The sequence below is a fragment of the Aliihoeflea aestuarii genome, from assembly GCF_024105665.1.
GTDB lineage: Bacteria > Pseudomonadota > Alphaproteobacteria > Rhizobiales > Rhizobiaceae > Aliihoeflea > Aliihoeflea aestuarii.
Map to the genome: position 1 here is coordinate 183,505 of NZ_JAAAMK010000001.1, position 17,563 is coordinate 201,067.

20 protein-coding genes and 1 riboswitch are annotated in these 17,563 nt (G+C 62.5%); of the genes, 15 read left to right on the top strand and 5 right to left on the bottom strand.

Annotated features, from left to right (window positions below):
- Positions 1-162: 162 nt before the first annotated feature.
- Positions 163-744, bottom strand: coding sequence for a thiol-disulfide oxidoreductase DCC family protein (locus tag GTW25_RS00910; RefSeq protein ID WP_252910109.1), 582 nt, complete (start codon positions 742-744; stop codon positions 163-165).
- Positions 741-3,419, bottom strand: coding sequence for a DUF2339 domain-containing protein (locus GTW25_RS00915; protein ID WP_252910110.1), 2,679 nt, complete (start codon positions 3,417-3,419; stop codon positions 741-743). The genes GTW25_RS00910 and GTW25_RS00915 overlap by 4 nt, the downstream gene beginning before the upstream one ends.
- A gap of 504 nt (positions 3,420-3,923) precedes the next feature.
- Between GTW25_RS00915 and GTW25_RS00920 the strand changes: the two genes are divergently transcribed.
- The 10 genes from GTW25_RS00920 to GTW25_RS00965 all read left to right on the top strand — a co-directional run bounded on the left by GTW25_RS00920 (position 3,924) and on the right by GTW25_RS00965 (position 10,927).
- Positions 3,924-5,099 (top strand): ABC transporter substrate-binding protein, encoded by a 1,176-nt coding sequence (locus GTW25_RS00920; protein WP_252910111.1) that lies wholly within the window; start codon positions 3,924-3,926, stop codon positions 5,097-5,099.
- A 45-nt stretch (positions 5,100-5,144) separates the two neighbouring features.
- On the top strand, positions 5,145-5,996 hold the full coding sequence (locus tag GTW25_RS00925; protein WP_252910654.1) for a branched-chain amino acid ABC transporter permease: 852 nt from the start codon (positions 5,145-5,147) through the stop codon (positions 5,994-5,996).
- Between the two features lie 5 nt (positions 5,997-6,001).
- Complete coding sequence (locus tag GTW25_RS00930) at positions 6,002-6,988, top strand: branched-chain amino acid ABC transporter permease (RefSeq protein ID WP_252910112.1); 987 nt, start codon at positions 6,002-6,004, stop codon at positions 6,986-6,988.
- Positions 6,988-7,752, top strand: a complete 765-nt coding sequence (locus GTW25_RS00935) for an ABC transporter ATP-binding protein (RefSeq protein WP_252910113.1) — start codon at positions 6,988-6,990, stop codon at positions 7,750-7,752. The genes GTW25_RS00930 and GTW25_RS00935 overlap by 1 nt, the downstream gene beginning before the upstream one ends.
- The gene (locus GTW25_RS00940) at positions 7,745-8,461 is read left to right on the top strand and encodes an ABC transporter ATP-binding protein (RefSeq protein ID WP_252910114.1); all 717 of its coding nucleotides are present in this window, start codon (positions 7,745-7,747) and stop codon (positions 8,459-8,461) included. The genes GTW25_RS00935 and GTW25_RS00940 overlap by 8 nt, the downstream gene beginning before the upstream one ends.
- A 119-nt stretch (positions 8,462-8,580) precedes the next feature.
- Positions 8,581-8,970, top strand: a complete 390-nt coding sequence (locus tag GTW25_RS00945) for a hypothetical protein (protein WP_252910115.1) — start codon at positions 8,581-8,583, stop codon at positions 8,968-8,970.
- 64 nt (positions 8,971-9,034) lie between these two features.
- The gene (locus tag GTW25_RS00950) at positions 9,035-9,559 is read left to right on the top strand and encodes a copper chaperone PCu(A)C (protein ID WP_252910116.1); all 525 of its coding nucleotides are present in this window, start codon (positions 9,035-9,037) and stop codon (positions 9,557-9,559) included.
- Positions 9,560-9,752: 193 nt separating this feature from the next.
- Positions 9,753-10,136, top strand: coding sequence for a hypothetical protein (locus GTW25_RS00955; protein WP_252910117.1), 384 nt, complete (start codon positions 9,753-9,755; stop codon positions 10,134-10,136).
- 218 nt (positions 10,137-10,354) lie between these two features.
- A complete protein-coding gene (locus GTW25_RS00960; RefSeq protein ID WP_252910118.1) occupies positions 10,355-10,564 on the top strand; it encodes a cold-shock protein in 210 nt (69 codons plus the stop codon).
- 114 nt (positions 10,565-10,678) lie between these two features.
- A complete protein-coding gene (locus GTW25_RS00965; RefSeq protein ID WP_252910119.1) occupies positions 10,679-10,927 on the top strand; it encodes a hypothetical protein in 249 nt (82 codons plus the stop codon).
- 249 nt (positions 10,928-11,176) lie between these two features.
- Here GTW25_RS00965 and metE read toward each other — a convergent pair whose 3' ends face one another.
- Positions 11,177-13,513: a 5-methyltetrahydropteroyltriglutamate--homocysteine S-methyltransferase gene (gene metE / locus GTW25_RS00970; protein ID WP_252910120.1), complete on the bottom strand. Its 2,337-nt coding sequence runs from the start codon at positions 13,511-13,513 to the stop codon at positions 11,177-11,179.
- Between the two features lie 89 nt (positions 13,514-13,602).
- Positions 13,603-13,812, bottom strand: a riboswitch (cobalamin riboswitch).
- 175 nt (positions 13,813-13,987) lie between these two features.
- Between metE and GTW25_RS00975 the strand changes: the two genes are divergently transcribed.
- The 5 genes from GTW25_RS00975 to GTW25_RS00995 all read left to right on the top strand — a co-directional run bounded on the left by GTW25_RS00975 (position 13,988) and on the right by GTW25_RS00995 (position 16,574).
- Positions 13,988-14,371, top strand: coding sequence for a VOC family protein (locus GTW25_RS00975; protein WP_252910121.1), 384 nt, complete (start codon positions 13,988-13,990; stop codon positions 14,369-14,371).
- A gap of 52 nt (positions 14,372-14,423) precedes the next feature.
- Positions 14,424-15,080, top strand: a complete 657-nt coding sequence (locus GTW25_RS00980; RefSeq protein WP_252910122.1) for a glutathione S-transferase family protein — start codon at positions 14,424-14,426, stop codon at positions 15,078-15,080.
- A 105-nt stretch (positions 15,081-15,185) separates the two neighbouring features.
- The gene (greA, locus tag GTW25_RS00985; protein WP_252910123.1) at positions 15,186-15,668 is read left to right on the top strand and encodes a transcription elongation factor GreA; all 483 of its coding nucleotides are present in this window, start codon (positions 15,186-15,188) and stop codon (positions 15,666-15,668) included.
- A 98-nt stretch (positions 15,669-15,766) separates the two neighbouring features.
- Positions 15,767-16,252, top strand: coding sequence for a hypothetical protein (locus GTW25_RS00990; RefSeq protein ID WP_252910124.1), 486 nt, complete (start codon positions 15,767-15,769; stop codon positions 16,250-16,252).
- A gap of 160 nt (positions 16,253-16,412) precedes the next feature.
- Positions 16,413-16,574, top strand: a complete 162-nt coding sequence (locus GTW25_RS00995) for a Thivi_2564 family membrane protein (protein WP_252910125.1) — start codon at positions 16,413-16,415, stop codon at positions 16,572-16,574.
- A 119-nt stretch (positions 16,575-16,693) separates the two neighbouring features.
- Here the strand turns inward: GTW25_RS00995 and GTW25_RS01000 are convergent, their stop codons facing one another.
- Positions 16,694-17,074 carry a DUF6481 family protein gene (locus tag GTW25_RS01000; RefSeq protein ID WP_372493030.1) on the bottom strand — a complete coding sequence of 127 codons (381 nt, stop codon included), beginning with the start codon at positions 17,072-17,074 and terminating at the stop codon, positions 16,694-16,696.
- Between the two features lie 150 nt (positions 17,075-17,224).
- Complete coding sequence (locus tag GTW25_RS01005; RefSeq protein ID WP_252910126.1) at positions 17,225-17,434, bottom strand: cold-shock protein; 210 nt, start codon at positions 17,432-17,434, stop codon at positions 17,225-17,227.
- Between the last annotated feature and the right edge of the window lie 129 nt (positions 17,435-17,563).

Here is a 17,563-nt window from a genome sequence, read left to right on the forward strand (position 1 = left end):
GACATCCGGGAGCCCTTTTTTGCACCCGGCTCCTCTTTGGACTATGCATCTTGCAATCGACCTGTCTTTGACGATTGCGATATCTGAGGACGCATCTGCCAAGGAGTGGCGATGAGCCAGAGCGCTGCACTGGATCGCCCCGTCACAAGGGCAGCGAGCGTTTCACCGCCGGTCTTCCAGCAGGTTCTCGGCGACGATTGGGAGCTCGGCTCCATCATCCAGCGGCACTATTTCCTGCGGCCCTTCAGCGACGTCGTCCACGCCATCCGAAGGCGGGACCAGCGTTCCGCGATAGGCGTCGTCGACGAAGCGGGCGCGCTGTTGGGCGGAAGGAATCATGCATTCGGCCCGGCGCCCGAGCAGCCGATACCGGTTTCGGGCGATGAAACCGTATGCCGCATCGCGCAAAGGGCGCGGTATGACCGACATCGCGCGCAACCAGCGCCACGGCGGGGGCAACCGTTTCAATATGGCGATCACCGCGTCGCTGGCCTCGAGCGGCCTGCCTCGATCGAAAAACAGGAAGGTGGACGGATCGTCCGGATCGACGCCGAACCGAGCCGCCAGATGCCGCCCATAGGGCGACTGGATCGAGGTGAACCGGATCGCGCCCGCTCTGTCGGTGCGCAGGATGAACTGGACCTGCGCGGAGCAGAAATTGCACAGACCGTCAAAAACCATGAGGCCGTCCGGCTCGCTCGTGCGCCGGTCTTCCTGCTCGATGCTTGTCGTTCCCTCCATCATGCAGGCGCAGACTTCGTGCTTTTTCCCAGCATGCGCTGGTAGAAGAGGCCGATGCCGATCAGCACACCGCCCAGCCCCATGAAGGACAAGGCTCTGAGCACGCCTTCGAGCTGGCGCATGTCATAAAGGAAGACCTTCGCGACGGCGAGCACCACCAGCGCGGCGGAGGCGAGCCGAAGCGTGCGCGATCCGAACCGCAACCCGGCCACGAGAAGCGCGACGCCGAGCAGAAGCCACACGGCCGAATGCGTGTAGGTCTCCAGTTCTCCCATGCCCTTCCATGCACCGATGAACTCGCCCTGAAAGATGCGCCGAACCGACAGGCTGACATAGGCGAAGGCCAGCGCGGATGCGCCGATGGCGAGCATGGCGACATACCAGTCGGGACGGATTCCGCGCGCGCGCCATGCGAGCGCCGCCATCGCGGCGGCCGGGATGAGATAGGCGAGCAGCAGCAGATTGAAGATCGGGATCGAACCCGTCGATGCGTTCGTATAAAGCGGATTCAGGGCGATCAGATGCGACGAAGCGATGAACAGCATCGACAGGACACCCAGCGCGATCGATCCCCATTGGAAAACGGGGCTTGGCGAACGCCGGTCGAGCACTAGCAGGATCGCGCCGCCGCCGATCATGATCAGCGTGTAGATCGCCTGTTCGGCAAGTGCCGGCTCGCTCGCGTCGATCACGCCTCCATTCATGGCGTGGCGGACCAGCATGGCGACACCGAGCAGCGCGAACAATGCGGCGAAGGCTTCCATGGCGAGACGCGCCCGGCCGTCGCCGGTTTGCGCGAGTTGCCATGCCGCATAGGCGAACGCGGTCGCCGGCAACAGATAGCCCGGCGTCAGCGCATTGAGGACCGGCGTCGTCGAAAGCCGTTCCGGCCCGGCGATGGTGGGGTCGATGCCGATCCTGGCCAACGTGACGGCTGCGAAGCCGGCCGAAATCCAGCCGAGCACCGGCCAAGAACGCAACCGCGTTGCGACCGCCGGCAAAGCTGCGGCAAATCCCGTCAGGATCGTGGTCATCACCGGGCCGAAACCGGCAAGCAATGCCAGGCAGAACGCCGCGGCGGCACCGGCAGCCAGAAACGATACGGCGAGGCCGCCAGTCTGCGGCCTCTCTTCGGCCCGACCGACGAGTTCGGCACAAACCGCCAGAACACCGGCCAGAACGAAGCTCAGGAACGCAAAACGCCAGTCGATGTTGAGATTGCCCATGAGCACCCATGTCGCCGCGACCGTCACGAGCGGCAAGGCAGCGGCCCAGAACGCCCATGCGGCGGCGCGCGCGGCGCTTTCGGCCACGATTTGCCGCGCCATGAATACGCCGGCGATGAGAACGAGAGCGGCGATCATCCCCGAATAGGGCGCAAAGACAAGCCCGACCGTGAGCGGCCACGCGCCGTCGAGCGCGAGTGTTCCGCCATCAGCAAGCAGATAGAAGCTGCCGTCGAAATAATCCCACGCCTGGATCATGATGGCTGTCGCGCCAGCCGCGTGAAGCAGCGCGATGGCGCGCGGGCGCCACATGGCGACGGCGACCATGGCCACAAGAAGAGTTGTCGCGAGCAGGCGCGCGGATACCAGACCGACCAGTTCGCGGACGAGAAGCGCCGTCACAAGCCCGGTCATCACCCCGGCAACGATCGTGGGCAAGTCGAGACCGTCGCGTTCGCTGTCGCTGACATTTCTCAGCCAGATCGCGGCGATCATCGTCAGCCCGACCAGATGCAGGAATGCGACAGGGCCGGCAGACGGTTCAAGCATCGCCGCCAGATAGGCAAGGCTCCAGAGGCTCGCACCGGCATAGGCAGTCGCTGCCAGAATTTGCCAGCGGCGGATGGACGCCACGCTCACGGTCGCGGCAAGCACGATCGCCAGATAGACGAAGAGCACCCAAGGGTTCGGCGCATCGGACGAAACGAGCATCGGCGTGAGATAGGAGCCGATCAGGCCGAGCCCGGCCAAAGCCTGCCCATGCACCAGCGCGATGACGATTGTCGCGATGGCGAGCGCACCGAGAACGACAAACGTCGCGGCAGGTCCGATGAACCCGTAAAGCGCATGCGCCGCGTAGACCGCGCCGAACAGGGTGAAGGCGGATGCTGCTGTAAGGATCGCCGGTATGTATGCACCGCTCACGCCGGCGACCGGTGCTCGAAAGCCCTTGCGACGGGCAAGTTCGCCCGCTGCCGCCAGGGCGCAGCCGAAAAGCGCGGCGAATGTCAGCCGCACGCCGGGACCGAAAATGCCCGCTTCCAGCGAATAGCGCACGAGGAAAATACCGCCGAGCGCCAGTGCCAGCCCACCGACCCAGACCGCCCAGCGCGTGCCGAGTGCGGTCTCGATATCCGGTTTTTCGGCTACCAGCGTCGGTACGGAGGGCTGCTCGGCCTCTTCCGCCTGAACGGGAACCGCCGTCGCCCTCCACGGACCTGTGGAAACCTCCTCGGCCCTGGCTTCCTCCAAAGCTGGAGCGCTCTCCTCAGGCATCGCTGAAACGACGGCCTCTTCCACGGTCGATTCCGCTTGGGTAGCCGTCACGGCATTCGAAGATGCGATCTGCGTCCGCAACGATGCGATGCTGCGCTCCAGAACCTGAAGACGCGCGTTCTGCTTGTTCAACAGGATAAAGGCCACCACGAGGGCGATGATGATGAGCAATTCCAACGCGGCGCCCCGAATACTTCAGGCCGACACCGCGCTGGACGACGGCCGCCATCTGTTTGAACCCTCCGATTTGTAGTTGAAACGATTGCGTTGAGCGAGAGTAAAGCGCGCCGCCCAAGCTGCGCCCCGGTGAGAGACGGGCGCAAGTGACCTTTTCTTCTAGTCTTGCTAGTTCGCGCGTGGCCTTCAGGCGAAGGTCGGTGCGCGACGATCGGAAAATGACGGGGCTTTGATCGCGATCGTCGTCGTCCTTTGGGCGCTTTGGTGCGCGGTTCGCCCGCGAGCGAACCCGGAACGGAGCGCCTGATCAAAGGACAAGTATACATCATGCGACCGCCCGATCGGCGACTTTCAGCGACTTTCGACGTTTTCCTGGGACACATCCTCTTGCGAATGGCAAAACCATGTATACACTTCGATCCAGGAGGAACGACCCGGCGAAGCGCGATTGCGTATCCTGCTTCGCCGTGGCAACAAAGCCGTCAGGCAATGGGAGGAATTCGCATGTTGGGACGAACCGCAGCAGTTGCAATGCTCGGACTGGGTACCGCCTTGTCCACCGGCGCATATGCGCAGGAAACCGTTAAAATCGGCGTCATCCTGCCCTATTCGGGGCCGTTCGCCGACGCCGCCAATCAGCTTCAGGCCGGCATCGACCTTTATATCGCCACGCATGGCGACGAAGTCGCCGGCAAGAAGATCGAAATCATCCGCCGCGACACCGGCGGCCCGGCTCCTGACGTCGCCCAGCGCATGGCGCAGGAGCTCGTCGTGCGCGAAGGTGTCGACATCCTTGCCGGTTTCGCGTTGACGCCCGAAGCGCTCGGGGCCGCACCCGTGGCCGAGGAAGCGCAAAAGCTGATGGTCGTGATGAACGCGGCGACCTCCATGGTCACCGAGCAGTCCGAATATATCGTGCGCACATCGCTCACCATCCCGCAGGTCAACTACGCCTTCGGCCAGTGGGCGTATGAGAACGGCATCCGCCAGACCTATACGCTGGTCTCCGACTATGGGCCGGGCCATGATGCGGAAAGCTCGTTCGCCGACGGCTTCAGGGAAGCCGGCGGCGAGATCGTCGGCGCCGACCGCACGCCGGTCGCGAACCCAGATTTCTCGGCCTATGTGCAGCGCGTTCGAGATGCCAATCCGGAAGCCGTCTATATCTTCGTTCCGGGCGGCGCGCAGCCGGCCGCCATCGGCAAGGCGTTGTCGGATCGCGGCCTGACGCCGCCCGACACGAAAATCCTCGCGCAGGGCGAACTGACCCATCCCGAGGCGCTGGACGGTATGGGCGAGACTGCACTCGGCATCATCACCACCTTCCACTACACGCTCGAGCGCGACGACCCGATCAACAACGAGTTCGTCGAGGGCTACACCTCCGCCAACAACGGCCGCGAGCCGGACCTCTTCTCGATCGGCGGCTATGACGGCATGCACCTGATCTACGAGACGCTGAAAGCGACGGAAGGCGACGCGTCGGGCGATGCACTCGTGGAAGCGGCCAAGGGCATGGCGTGGGAAAGCCCGCGCGGTCCGATGTCGATCGACCCGGAAACGCGCGACGTGATCCAGACCGTCTACATCCGTGAAGTCCAAGAGGTCGACGGCGAGTTGCAGAACGTCATCATCGACGAAATCCCTGACGTGAAAGATCCGCTGCACGGCGCGAACTGAGACTGACGGCCGAGCAGGAGCGAGACCCGGATCGTGATCAACCAGATCGTCATCGTCCTGTTCGACGGTTTCGCCTTCGGGATGCTTTTGTTCGTCCTGTCGGTGGGGCTGTCGGTCACGCTCGGATTGATGAACTTCATCAATCTGGCGCATGGCGCATTCGGCATGCTGGGCGGCTATATCGCCGTCCTGACCATGCGCCAGCTCGGCCTTCCCTTCCTGCTCGCGCTGCCGGCCGCTTTCCTTGCGGCAGCACTCGTCAGCGTCGTTTTCGAGCGCACGCTCTTTCGCCGGCTCTACAAGGCCGGCGAACTCAATCAGGTGCTGTTCACCATCGGCATGGTGTTCGTGGCGGCGGCGCTCGCAACCTACTTCTTCGGCACCGTCCAGCAGGTCATTCCCCTGCCCTCCTGGCTGCGCGGCTCGGTCGAATTCGCCGGCATGCGCTTCGGCGTCTACCGCATCTTCATCATCGTCGTGGCGCTCGCCGTCACCGCCATTCTCGTCTTCGGGCTGGAGCGCACCCGTCTCGGAGCGCAGATTCGCGCCTCGGTCGACAACCAGCGGGTCGCGCAGGGGCTCGGCATGAATGTCGAGCGCACCTTCGCGATCACCTTCGCGCTGGGCAGCGGCCTTGCCGGTCTCGGCGGCGCGTTGGCGATCGAGATCGTCGGCCTCGACCCGTCCTTCGGCTTCCACTTCCTCGTCTATGTGCTGATCGTCGTTTCGGTCGGCGGCCTCGGCTCGATCACCGGCTCGTTCGTCGGGGCGGCGCTGCTCGGTATCGGTGACGTGGCCGGCAAATATTTCGTGCCCGAGATCGGATCGTTCCTGATCTACCTGCTTCTCGTGGCGATCCTGCTCGTGCGGCCGCGCGGCATTTTCGGCAAACGGTGATCCGCATGAACGCTGCGAACCCGACCCTTGGCGATCCGCATGTCTGGCTGAAACGCCAGAGCCGCTGGTCGCCTTTCGAAATCCTCTTCTGGCTGGCCGCGCTCCTGCCCTTCTTCCTCTTTCCGACTTATTTGACGCTGGCGAGCCAGGTCGCCATCGTCGCGCTCTTCGCCATCTCGGTCGACCTCGTGCTCGGCTATGCCGGCATTGTCACGCTCGGCCACGCGATGTTCTTCGGCCTTGGCGCCTATGCGGCTGGCATCATCAGCGTGCATGGCTGGGGCGAACCACTGACCGGCCTGATCTTCGCCGGCGCGTTCGCGGGGCTTATCGGCTTCATCGTCTCGTTTCTCATCGTGCGCGTTCAGCATCTGGCACTGATCATGGTCACGCTCGGCCTCGGCTTCCTGACCCTCGAACTTGCCAATTCGATGTCATGGCTGACAGGCGGCGCGGACGGTCTGCGCGGCATCAGCACCTGGCCGATCTTCAATCAGTTTCGCTTCGATTTGTGGGGCTACACGGCCTATTCCTATTCGCTGATCGCGCTTTTCGTCGGCTTTCTCATCTCGCGCCGGATCGTGCATTCGTCCTTCGGCCTGTCGCTGCGCGGCATTCGCGAAAACGTCACGCGCATGCCGGCGATCGGCTCGGACTACAAGTTCCACCTGCGCAAGATCTACACGATCTCGGCCGCGATGGCCGGCGTCGCGGGCGCGCTGCTCACGCAGACCACTAACACGGTCGCACTGGATTCGCTGTCGTTTCAGCGCTCCGCCGATGTCGTCGTCATGCTGATCCTCGGCGGGACGGGCCGGCTTTATGGCGCGATCCTCGGCGCGATCATCTTTCTCATCGCGCGCGACCAGCTTTCGGGCGTCAATCCGCAATATTGGTATTTCTGGATCGGCGTCCTCCTGATGATCGTCGTCCTGTTCATGCCGAAAGGCATATTGGGCTTCCTTGCCCGCATCGCAGGCAGGCGCGACTAATGGCCGGGCAAGATTTCGTCCTCACCACGCAAGCGCTCAAGAAGAGCTTCGGCAAGCTCGAAGTCGCGCGCGACATCTCGCTCAGCCTTCCGCGCGGCTGCCGCTACGCGCTCATCGGCCCGAACGGCGCTGGCAAGACCACGCTGATCAACCTCGTCAATGGCCAGCTCAAGCCCGATTCCGGCCGCATCCTTCTGGAAGGCGAGGACATTACGCGGCTTTTGCCGGCCGACCGCGTACGGCGCGGCCTGACACGCACCTTCCAGATCAACCAGCTCTTTCCAGACCTGACACCGATCGAATCCGTCACGCTTGCCGTTACCGAACGCGATGGCACGGCCGGCCAGTTCTGGCGCAGCCTTCATTCCCACACGGAAGCGATCGACGAAGCGTTTGCGATCCTCCAGCAACTCGGTCTCGCCGACGTCGCCACGCGGCTGACGCGGACCCTCGCTTACGGCCAGCAGCGCCTCCTGGAGATCGCGCTGGCGCTGGCGACGCGGCCGAAAGTGCTTCTCCTCGACGAGCCCGCAGCAGGCGTCCCAAAGGACGAAAGCGCCGCGCTGTTCGAGGTGATCGCCGCGCTGCCCGCAGATATCTCCGTGCTTTTCATCGAGCACGACATGGACATCGTGTTCCGCTTCGCCAGCCGCATCATCGTTCTCGTCGCCGGCGGCGTGCTGGTGGAAGACACGCCCGACGAGGTGCGCAACGATCCGCGCGTGCGCGAGGTCTATCTTGGACAGGCGGCGCATCATGGCTGAACCCCTTCTCGAATTTCGCGACGTGCGCGCCGGCTATGGGGATGCCGTCGTGCTCGATGGCGTGTCGCTCGTCCTGCCCGCCAATGGCAGCCTCGCGCTGCTCGGGCGAAACGGCGTCGGCAAGACCACGCTGCTCCTGACCGCGATGGGCTTCGTGCGGCTGATGCGCGGCTCGATCTTTCTGGACGGCAAGGACATCTCGAAGCTCGCGCCGCACAAGCGCGCGCGGCTCGGTCTCGGCTGGGTGCCGCAGGAGCGCGACATCTTCCCCTCGCTGTCGGTCGAGGAGAACCTGACGGTCGCCGCGCGGCCGGGTCGGTGGGATGTCGGGGCCGTCTATGGGCTTTTTCCGCGCCTGAAGGAACGACGCACCAATATGGGCAACCAGCTTTCCGGCGGCGAACAGCAGATGCTGACTATCGCGCGCACGCTGATGACCAACCCATCCGTCCTGCTTCTCGACGAACCGCTCGAAGGCCTTGCACCCATCATCGTCGAGGAACTGACGGCAGCCGTGAAGAAGATGGCTGAGGACGAAGGCATCGCTCTCGTTTTGGTCGAACAGCACGCGCAGGTGGCGCTCGGGCTGACGAAGGACGCCGTCATCATCGAACGCGGCGAGATCATGCATCGCGCGCCCTCCGCCGATCTCTTGAACGACAGCGGCACGCTGGATCGATATCTCGGATTGAAGCTCGGCGGCGGCTGAAGCGCCGCAGGCGGCGTCAAAAGCGCGCACGGCCGGGAATTGACGGCGCCTTATGCCGCCTCTCTATTTTCCACATCCGACAATCCTGCTAATGCGAAACGCATTGGCGGTACGGACAATTGAACAATCTGCGCAGACATCGGTGGAATGGCGGGACCGCGATCTTCTCGGCTGCGATGCTGTTTTTCCAGTTGGTTCTGGGCGGCTTCGCGCTTGGTACGGCCGCTGCCGCGACACCGACACTCGATATTTTCGGCAATCCCCTGTGCATCACCGGCACGCATGCGCCGAACGGCGAGGACGGCCGCGAGCACTCGGGTCTGCCCCATTGCTGCACGCCCGGCTGTTCGATGTTCGCGCCGTTCAAGAGCGTCGACCGCGAAGGGTCCGCTTTCACCAATCCGCTCGCCTTGCAGGCCGAGCTGTCCGTCCCTGCCCGTGTCGGCATCGCCGCGCTTCTGGAAGACCACGATCCGGGCAATCCGCGCGCGCCTCCTCTTCATCTTTGAAATCCGGGAATCCCAATTTCAAAGATACGCCGGTCCGTGGACGCGGCGAAAAGGAGTATATCGAATGTCGTTCAACTTTTATCCGGGCGCACGCGCCGCCGTTCTTTCCGGGCTTTTCCTTGCCACGACCATAGCGTCGCAAGCCCATGAATTCAAAGCCGGTGACATCGAGATCGACCATCCATGGTCGCGCGCCACACCCGAAGGCGCGCGCGTTGCCGCAGGCTATATGGTGCTGAAGAACAACGGAACGGAACCCGACCGCCTGGTCTCGATCACGGGTGAAATCGGAAGCCGCGCCGAGCTCCACGAAATGACCGTCAACGAGCAAGGCGTCATGACCATGAGACCCCTCGCCGATGGCCTCGAAATCCCCGCCGGCGGCGAAGTCGCACTGGAGCCGGGCTCCTATCACATCATGTTCCTGGACCTGGAAAGCGGCCTGAAGGAAGGCGAAACCTTCACCGGCACGCTGACGTTTGAAACGGCCGGCGAAGTCGAGATCGAGTATCATATCGACGCGATGGGAGGCGGCTCTGCCCATGACGACCATGGATCCCATGGCGATCACGGCAGCCACGGCGGCTAAGTTTTCCGCATTGCCATGACTCGATCAAAGGTGGCTGCGTAACGCGGCCACCTTTTTTGTGTTCGCTGCCGCGACAATGAATTGCTACGGCAAAGCCCAGCGAAGGGTCGATCTGCCGATCGTGCTTCACGTTGCGGCGATCGACATGGTAACGAGGCCCAGCGCCCGCTTGCCCAAACGCCGAGGACTTCAAATGAACCGCCAGCAACCCGCCTCTTCCATCCCGGTCGCGTGGCTGAAGCCCATCCCCGAAGGCTATCGGATTCCGCTGTGGCGATGGCTTCTGGTTCCCGCGACCGTTCTGATGCTCAAGCGCAGCGGCGGGGTCTGGATCAGCGGCACGCTTACGCTGGCCGAAGACGACTTGCGGTTCACGCAGACCAAGGCCATCAAGACGAAATCTACGCAGTTGGAGGAATGGACCGTCCCGCTTGGCCAGATCACCGACCTGACGGTCGCGCCCGGTTTCGCCTCCGAAACCTTGCGCATCACGCATGCGAATGGAGTCCATAAATTGATGGCGGCCAGATCCGAGGATTTCGTCGCGGGTCTGCGCAAGGCGCTTTCCGCACGCTGATCCGTCGTCATGTTGCAAGCTCGGTGATGTTTATTTTCGCCGCAGCCTTGTTTCCATGGCGTCAGAGACTACATTCAGATGATCGATCTTGCTTGTCGGACTTTGTTACCGGCGCATCAGCGCCCTCGGCGATCCTCCTCTTTCAAAATCGAAATCTGCCATTTGTGGCGGTAAATGCGGTTTTCGCATCTGTTTGAGACTCTTGAAAGGAAATCGCCATGACGACCGGCGTAGTCAAGTTCTTCAATACGACCAAAGGCTTTGGTTTCATCCAGCCGGATACCGGCGGCGCGGACGTGTTCGTTCACATCTCTGCTGTCGAGCGCTCGGGCATGTCGACCCTGTCCGAAGGCCAGAAGGTCAGCTTCGACGTCGTGAAGGACAATCGCAGCGGCAAGAGCGCCGCCGAGAACCTTCAGTCTGCATAACGAGATTGCGCTTCTGGTCCTTGACCACGGATGTACTGGCAATGATCATCGAGGCGCATTGGAGAGGCCGGGTTCGCCCGGCCTTTTTGCTTTTCTGAGCGGAAGGACACCATCATGGGCAACACCATCACCGAGCAGCCTCTCTTCGTCGCGAAACCATCGAAAGCCACCGCGAAGGCCGACCTGACGGATCACGCCGCTCGCGCGATCATCGGGGAAGAAGCCGCACGCCGCATCGCCAAGACGGAAAAGCTGCGGCTGGCGCGACTTGAGCACGAAGCGAAGCTGGCAGAGACGGAAGCGGCGGAAAAGCCGCGCGCGAAGAAGAAGGCGCCCGTCAAGCGCGCCAAATCCTCGACCTGACATTTCGCCCGGTAAGAACGGCCGGCCTACAACTTTTATTGTGCGGCCCAGGTGCTGGGCGACACGAGCCTGACGGCACGCATTGTGAAAACCGCCCGCTGGTTTGAACAAGGAGAGGCCAAGGTCGGTTCAGCGCCTCCAAAGTTGATTGATCGCCCCTCCACTGCCTTCGGCGATCCGGTGATGCCGTTTACGGGCGAGGTCGCCCGAAGGGTTGGAGGGGGCGCTCCCGTTAAACGCTGAACCGCTCTATGCAGCGCGGCTCGCATCCTTTCGGGCACGAAGCTGCCTGGCCGCCGCGACCATGTTGACGAGTGCCGGCCGGACTTCGTCCCATTTGCGGGTTTTTAGGCCGCAATCGGGATTGATCCAGAGCTGGCCCGCATCGAGCCGTCGTTTTGCCAGATCGATCAGCGCCGTCATCTCGCCGATCTCTGGCACGCGCGGCGAGTGGATGTCGTAGACGCCCGGCCCGATGCCCGCAGGATAGGAATAGTCGCGGAAGGCGTCGAGCAGTTCCATCTTCGAGCGGGACGTTTCGATCGAGATCACGTCAGCGTCCATGGCCGCGATCGCTTCGATGATGTCGTTGAACTCGGAATAGCACATGTGGGTGTGGATCTGGGTGCCATCGGCAACGCCCGCCGCCGTAAGCCGGAAGCACTCCACCGCCCAGTCGAGATAGGCCCGCCATTCGGATTGGCGCAGCGGCAGACCTTCACGCAAGGCGGCCTCGTCGATCTGGATCATCGCCGCGCCGGCGCGCTCCAGGTCGATCACCTCGTCGCGGATGGCGAGCGCGATCTGGCGGCAGACCTGCGATCTTGCCAAATCGTCGCGGACGAACGACCAGTTGAGAATCGTCACCGGTCCGGTCAGCATGCCCTTGACCGGCTTGTCGGTCAGCGACTGCGCGAACTGCCACCAGCCGACTGTCATCTGCTCGGGGCGCGCGACATCGCCGAAGATGATCGGGGGGCGCACATAGCGCGAGCCATAGCTTTGCACCCAGGCGTTTTTCGTGAAGGCGAAACCGGAAAGACGCTCGCCGAAATACTGCACCATGTCGTTGCGTTCGAACTCGCCATGGACGAGCACGTCGAGCCCGATCTCTTCCTGCCAGCGGATCGCCGCCTCGGTTTCCTGGCGCAGAAGCGTCTCGTAGTCGGACAGGCTCAATTCGCCGCGACCGTGCGCGGCGCGGGCACGGCGCACCTCGGGCGTTTGCGGGAAAGAGCCGATGGTGGTCGTGGGAAACTGCGGCAAATCCAGCTTTCGGTCCTGCGCCGAACGGCGGTCGGCGAACCGGCTTTCCCGCTTCGACATGGACGCGTCAAGACTTTCGATGCGGGTCTGCACGGACGCGTCATTGACCTTTAGCGACTTGGCTCTTCCCCGGCGAATGGCGCGTGCGGCTTTCAGGGCGTCATCGACCTTTGCGCGGCCATCGACAAGCGCGATGGCGAGCGTGTCGAGTTCCTCGATTTTCTGGATCGCGAAAGAGAGCCAGGAAACGATCTCGGTGTCGAGTTCCGGTTCGGCGGCAAGATCGAGCGGGACGTGGATGAGCGAGCACGATGGCGCGATCTCGATGCCGTCAGCGCCGCGATCCGCACGAAGCGCCGCGACCCGGTCGAGAATGACGTCCAGATCGGCGCGCCAGATATTGCGTCCGTCGATGACGCCGAGCGACAGGACAAGGTTTTTGCGCACGGTTGCGGCAACGGCGTCGAGCTGTTCGGGAGCACGCACGAGATCGACATGCAGGCCAGCAATGGGCAACGAGGCGACAAGATCGAGATTGTCGCCGAGCGCGGCGAAATAGGTCGCGAGCATGATCTTCGGAACCGACGCCGTCGCCAACTGGCGATAGGCGGCCGCGATAGCTTCACGCTCGGCTTCGTTCAGGTCGGTGACGAGGATCGGCTCGTCGATCTGCACCCAATCGGCTCCCGCCGCTTTCAGCCCCCTCAGAAGCTCGGCATAGACCGGCACGAGGCGTGGCAGAAGGTCGATCGGATCGCCGCCGCCGTCCCTGATCTTGCCGAGCTTGAGGAAGGTGGCCGGGCCGACGAGCACCGGGCGCGTGTGGATGCCCAGTTCTTTCGCCTCAAGGAACTCGTCGATGGGCTTGCGCGAGGCGAGTTTGAATTCCTGATCTTTGCCGAACTCGGGCACCATGTAGTGATAATTGGTGTCGAACCATTTGGTCATTTCGAGCGCAGTCGCCGAGCCGTGACCGCCGCACCCGCACGCGCCGCCATCGGCGCTGCCGCGCGCCATCGCGAAATAGGTGTCGAGCGAAACTTCGCCGCCCGTCCAGCCATAGGCATCCGGCACGGCCCCGACCATAACGGCCGTGTCGAGCACATGATCGTAGAGCGAGAAATCGTTCGAGGGGATATTGGTCACTCCGCGGTCGAGTTGGTCGACCCAGTTGGCTTTGCGGATCGCGGCGGCCACGTCCAGAAGCTCCGCCTGCGAGGATTTGCCGGCCCAATAGGATTCGAGTGCGAATTTGAGTTCGCGGCGACGCCCGATACGCGGGAAGCCGAGCGTAGATACCGCCAGTTTCTGGTTTGCCATATTGATCACCCCGATAGCTGGGACGAAGGCGCGACGGATCGATGACGGACAGGAAGGCCGTGCGACGATCCACCGGACACCCCGCCCGTGGACAGATATGCGCCACGGCAGGTCTCCTGGCTCGCGGGTCGTCGCCTTCACCCGTCTTCCCGAAGCAGACGCTTCAGTGACGTTCTGGATGTCGGCTCGCCGCTTACAGTTGCGGGGGCAGCGCCGGCATTCCCGATCCTATCGGGGCACCGGCTTCCCTCTTAGCCCTTCGGCATGCGCCGAAAGGAACCGTGACGAACGCCATCATTCAGCGCCGCCAATTAATTGTCAATATCGCATAAAGAAATGTTTATATCGTTACGTGTTTATCAAGCGGAACGGCGTGGAAGTACGGCAGATGAACATGGTTGTGCCTTTTTGATTTTCGCTGTCGGAACCGAAGCGGCTTGCGCGTCCTATTGGTGTCAGAAAAGGAGACACACAATGGGTGCACTTCAAAACAAGGTTTCATCGGCCATCGTCGCGGCAAGCGACATGGAGAGAGCGCGGCGCTTCTACAGCGATACGCTGGGGCTCGAACTCGAAGACGAGGGAACGGAGGGCGTGCTGGTCTACAAGACCGGTGCGACCTATCTCGTGGTCTACCCCTCCGAGTTCGCCGGCACCAACAAGGCCAATGCCGTCGTCTGGGACTGCGGTTCCGACGTTGATGCCATCGCCGCCGATCTGCGCGCCAAGGGCGTCGAGTTCGAACGCTACGAGATGGACGGCACGAGCTACAAGGATGGCGTTCACGACGCGAACGGCTTCAAGATGGTCTGGTTCAAGGACCCCGACGGCAACATCCTCCATCTGAACAGCGCATGAGACATCGACCGGCACCAGAATAATCGCTGCTTCGAACAGGAAGGACGAACCGATGTCCGAACCGCTGATCGTCTGGACCTATGATCGGGTGCCGGGAGGGCAAAACGGGCCGAGCGGCTATGTCCGCGACATCCGATTGCGCTGGGCGTGCGAAGAAGCCGGCCTCGATTACGTTATCCGCTCGGTCCCGTTCGATGAGCGCGGGCCGGAACATCTTGCGCGCCAGCCATTCGGCCAGGTGCCGTTTCTCGAAGACGACGGTATCGTTATCTTCGAGAGCGGCGCGGGGCTTTTGCATCTCGCCGGCAAGAGCGAGGTTCTGATGCCGCGCGACCGGCGTGGTGCGGCCGAGACGCTCCAATGGGTCATAGCCGCGCTGAACTCGATCGAGATGGTGACCGTGCCGTGGTGGTTCATCGGCCTGTCGGCGGACAAGGACAATCCGCTCGAGGGCTGGGCGACCTCGCGGCTCGACCATCTGAACGAGGTGCTTTCGTCACGCGAATGGCTGGCCGCCGATCGCTTCACCGCCGCCGACCTCTTGATGGCGGACGTGCTGCGCGTTCCGAAGGTTCGCCGGTTTGGGGCATTTGCGGCGCTCGGTTCCTATGTCGAGCGCGTCTGCGCCCGCCCGGCGTTCATCAAGGCGAAGAACGACCAGTTGGCATATTTCGCCGCGGCCGATGCGCAGGGCAAGAACGCAGAGTAATTGTGCAACCGTCGCTCGAGCCGGCACCACCGCAACGCCGTTTCCGCTTGATTGCCGATCACCGGTTCTCCACATACCGACAATGGTTTGCAAGGATTCATCCAATTGAGCGTCGCATTCGTCAAAGAGGAAAGCGCCGAAGCCGCGTCGGAAACGGTCCTGCCGGCGCGCCCGATCTCCGACCGGATCAACCTCGTCACGGAAGCCGGCCTGAAGTCGCTGGAGGCCGAACTGGCACGCGCCCAGCAGGCTCTCGACGCTGCGAACCTTCTCGAAGACGTCAATGAGAGGCGGCGGCAGGCAGCGGTGCCGCTTCGCGATGTGCGCTACTACGCCGAGCGCGTGCGAACGGCGCAGCTATTGCCGATGCCCGTTTCCAATGACGTGGTCGCTTTTGGCCATACCGTCACCTTCGAACGTGACGACGGACGAACACAGACCTTCCGCATCGTCGGTGAAGACGAGGCGACCCCCACCGAAGGCTCCATCTCGCATGGCTCGCCGGTAGCCATCGCACTGATCGGCAAGACCATCGGCGATGTCGTCCAGATGGGACCGCGCGAACTCGAAATACTATCCATTTCGTAGTTAGCCCCCCAACCGGCATGCGCCGGGTCAATCAGGTCGACGCGCCGAAGAATTCGGCATATCCGCTTTGGGTACGTTGATTCTCGATGGGGCGAGCCATGAACCGAACAGCATCCGCCTTCCTGCTCATTGCCGCGCTGGCGGGACTGATGATGGCGTTGGGATTCGGATTGCAGATGAAGGGGTATGCGGTCGGGCAACTCGGTAACGGCCGCCTTGCGAGCCTTGCCTCGTCCGCTGCATTCATGCCGCTGGCCGCGATCTACGCGCTTACTGCCGCGCTGGTGATGATCCTGCCGCTTCGTGCGGCGGGTTTCATCCATTCTCACGGATCGACGCCCGTCCACTCGACGGCGCTCGTTCTTCTCGCGACCATCTTCGGCGTCCAAGGGGCGCGGTTCGGCTTCGGGTCGAGCAATGCGCTCGAAGGGCTGCTCGACTGGCAGTTCGCATTCGCGGTCGGGATCATCGCGGCGCATCTGGCGGTGGAAAAATTGCGCCGGAACGCGCTGCTCCGTTCCCTTGCCTTCGTCGGCTTCACCGCGGCGATGCTTGCCTGCCTCTACTGGACGTTCCGGTTGTGACAAGCGGGAACCGATTTCCCTCATTGCGAGTTTAACTGCGCAACTTCGTCAAAGCGCCGTGCATCTTTCCGACGCACAAAAGGACGCTCCAGAAATTCAATCAAGCATCGGATCGGTCCGAAAAATTTTCCGGTCCGATGCAGCAGCGGGGACTCATGCAATGAGCGTACTGGTCAGCCTTCTCGTCACTTTTCTCGTCATCATCCTGGTGCTCTACCTGATCGGAATGCTCCCGATCGACGGCCGCGCCAAGCAGATCGCCCGGATCATCGTCATCATCATCGGTGTGGTTTCGCTGCTGCGCTATCTGCAAGTGTTCTAAGACACCTGCCCTGACCGGCCGCCCGCCAGCCACGGGTTCAACTACCTGAATGCTGGCATCGGTCAATTCGAGCGCGGTCCGATCGAGGGAAGCCGTTCTTCGGCTTCCCGAAATTCGCATCAGCCTCGGCGTGCCTTGCGCGCGGCATAGCGCGCGTCGCGCTTGCTCTTCAGTTCGGCCTCATATTCCAGCATCTGCTTGATGAGAGCCTGATCGTTTTCTTCCTTCGCGCGCCGTGCGGCATTGGCCGCTTCTTCGGCTGCCGCAGCTTGCGCTGCACGTTCCTGCTCGAGGCGTTCAGCCTCTTCGCGCTTTGCCTTTTCGCGCTCGGCTGCCCGCTTTTCGCGTTCGGCAGTAATGCGCGCGCGTTCGGCCTGCCGGGCGAGCACTTCGGGAGAATCGCTTGCAGGCCGCGCTTTGAATTTCTCCAGAAGCGCGCTCTTGGCGGCCTCCGCAGCCGCGCGACGGTCTTGAAAGCTCTGATTCTTCATTGTCGACAAAGGGTACGTTCCAGTTTGCGGGGTTCGATTTTTTAACAGTCTACAAGTGCTCAGATGAAAAAGGCCGGGCATTCGCCCGACCTTTTGACATCTCGACAGGTGCGCCAGTACATTCGTGGTCGCGGCCTGGAGATGAATTCGGCCCGCTTATTAAGCGGACTGAAGGTTCTCAGCAGCCGTCTTGCCGCTGCGGCGGTCGATGACGGCTTCGAAGGAGACCTTCTGGCCTTCCGACAGCGTGCTCATGCCCGAGCGCTCAACGGCCGAAATGTGGACGAACACGTCCGCGCCGCCGGTTTCCGGCTCGATGAAGCCGAAGCCCTTGGTGGTGTTGAAAAACTTAACGGTTCCGATAGTCATGACGATTTCCTTTCAATCGACATAGAGTTTACGCGCCAGACCGAGTGCCCTGCGCTGGTGATCGAAGTTGAAAAGAAGATCGTGGGTGCGCCGAAGCGCCGTACAACATTCGTCAGCAAGATCGATGCG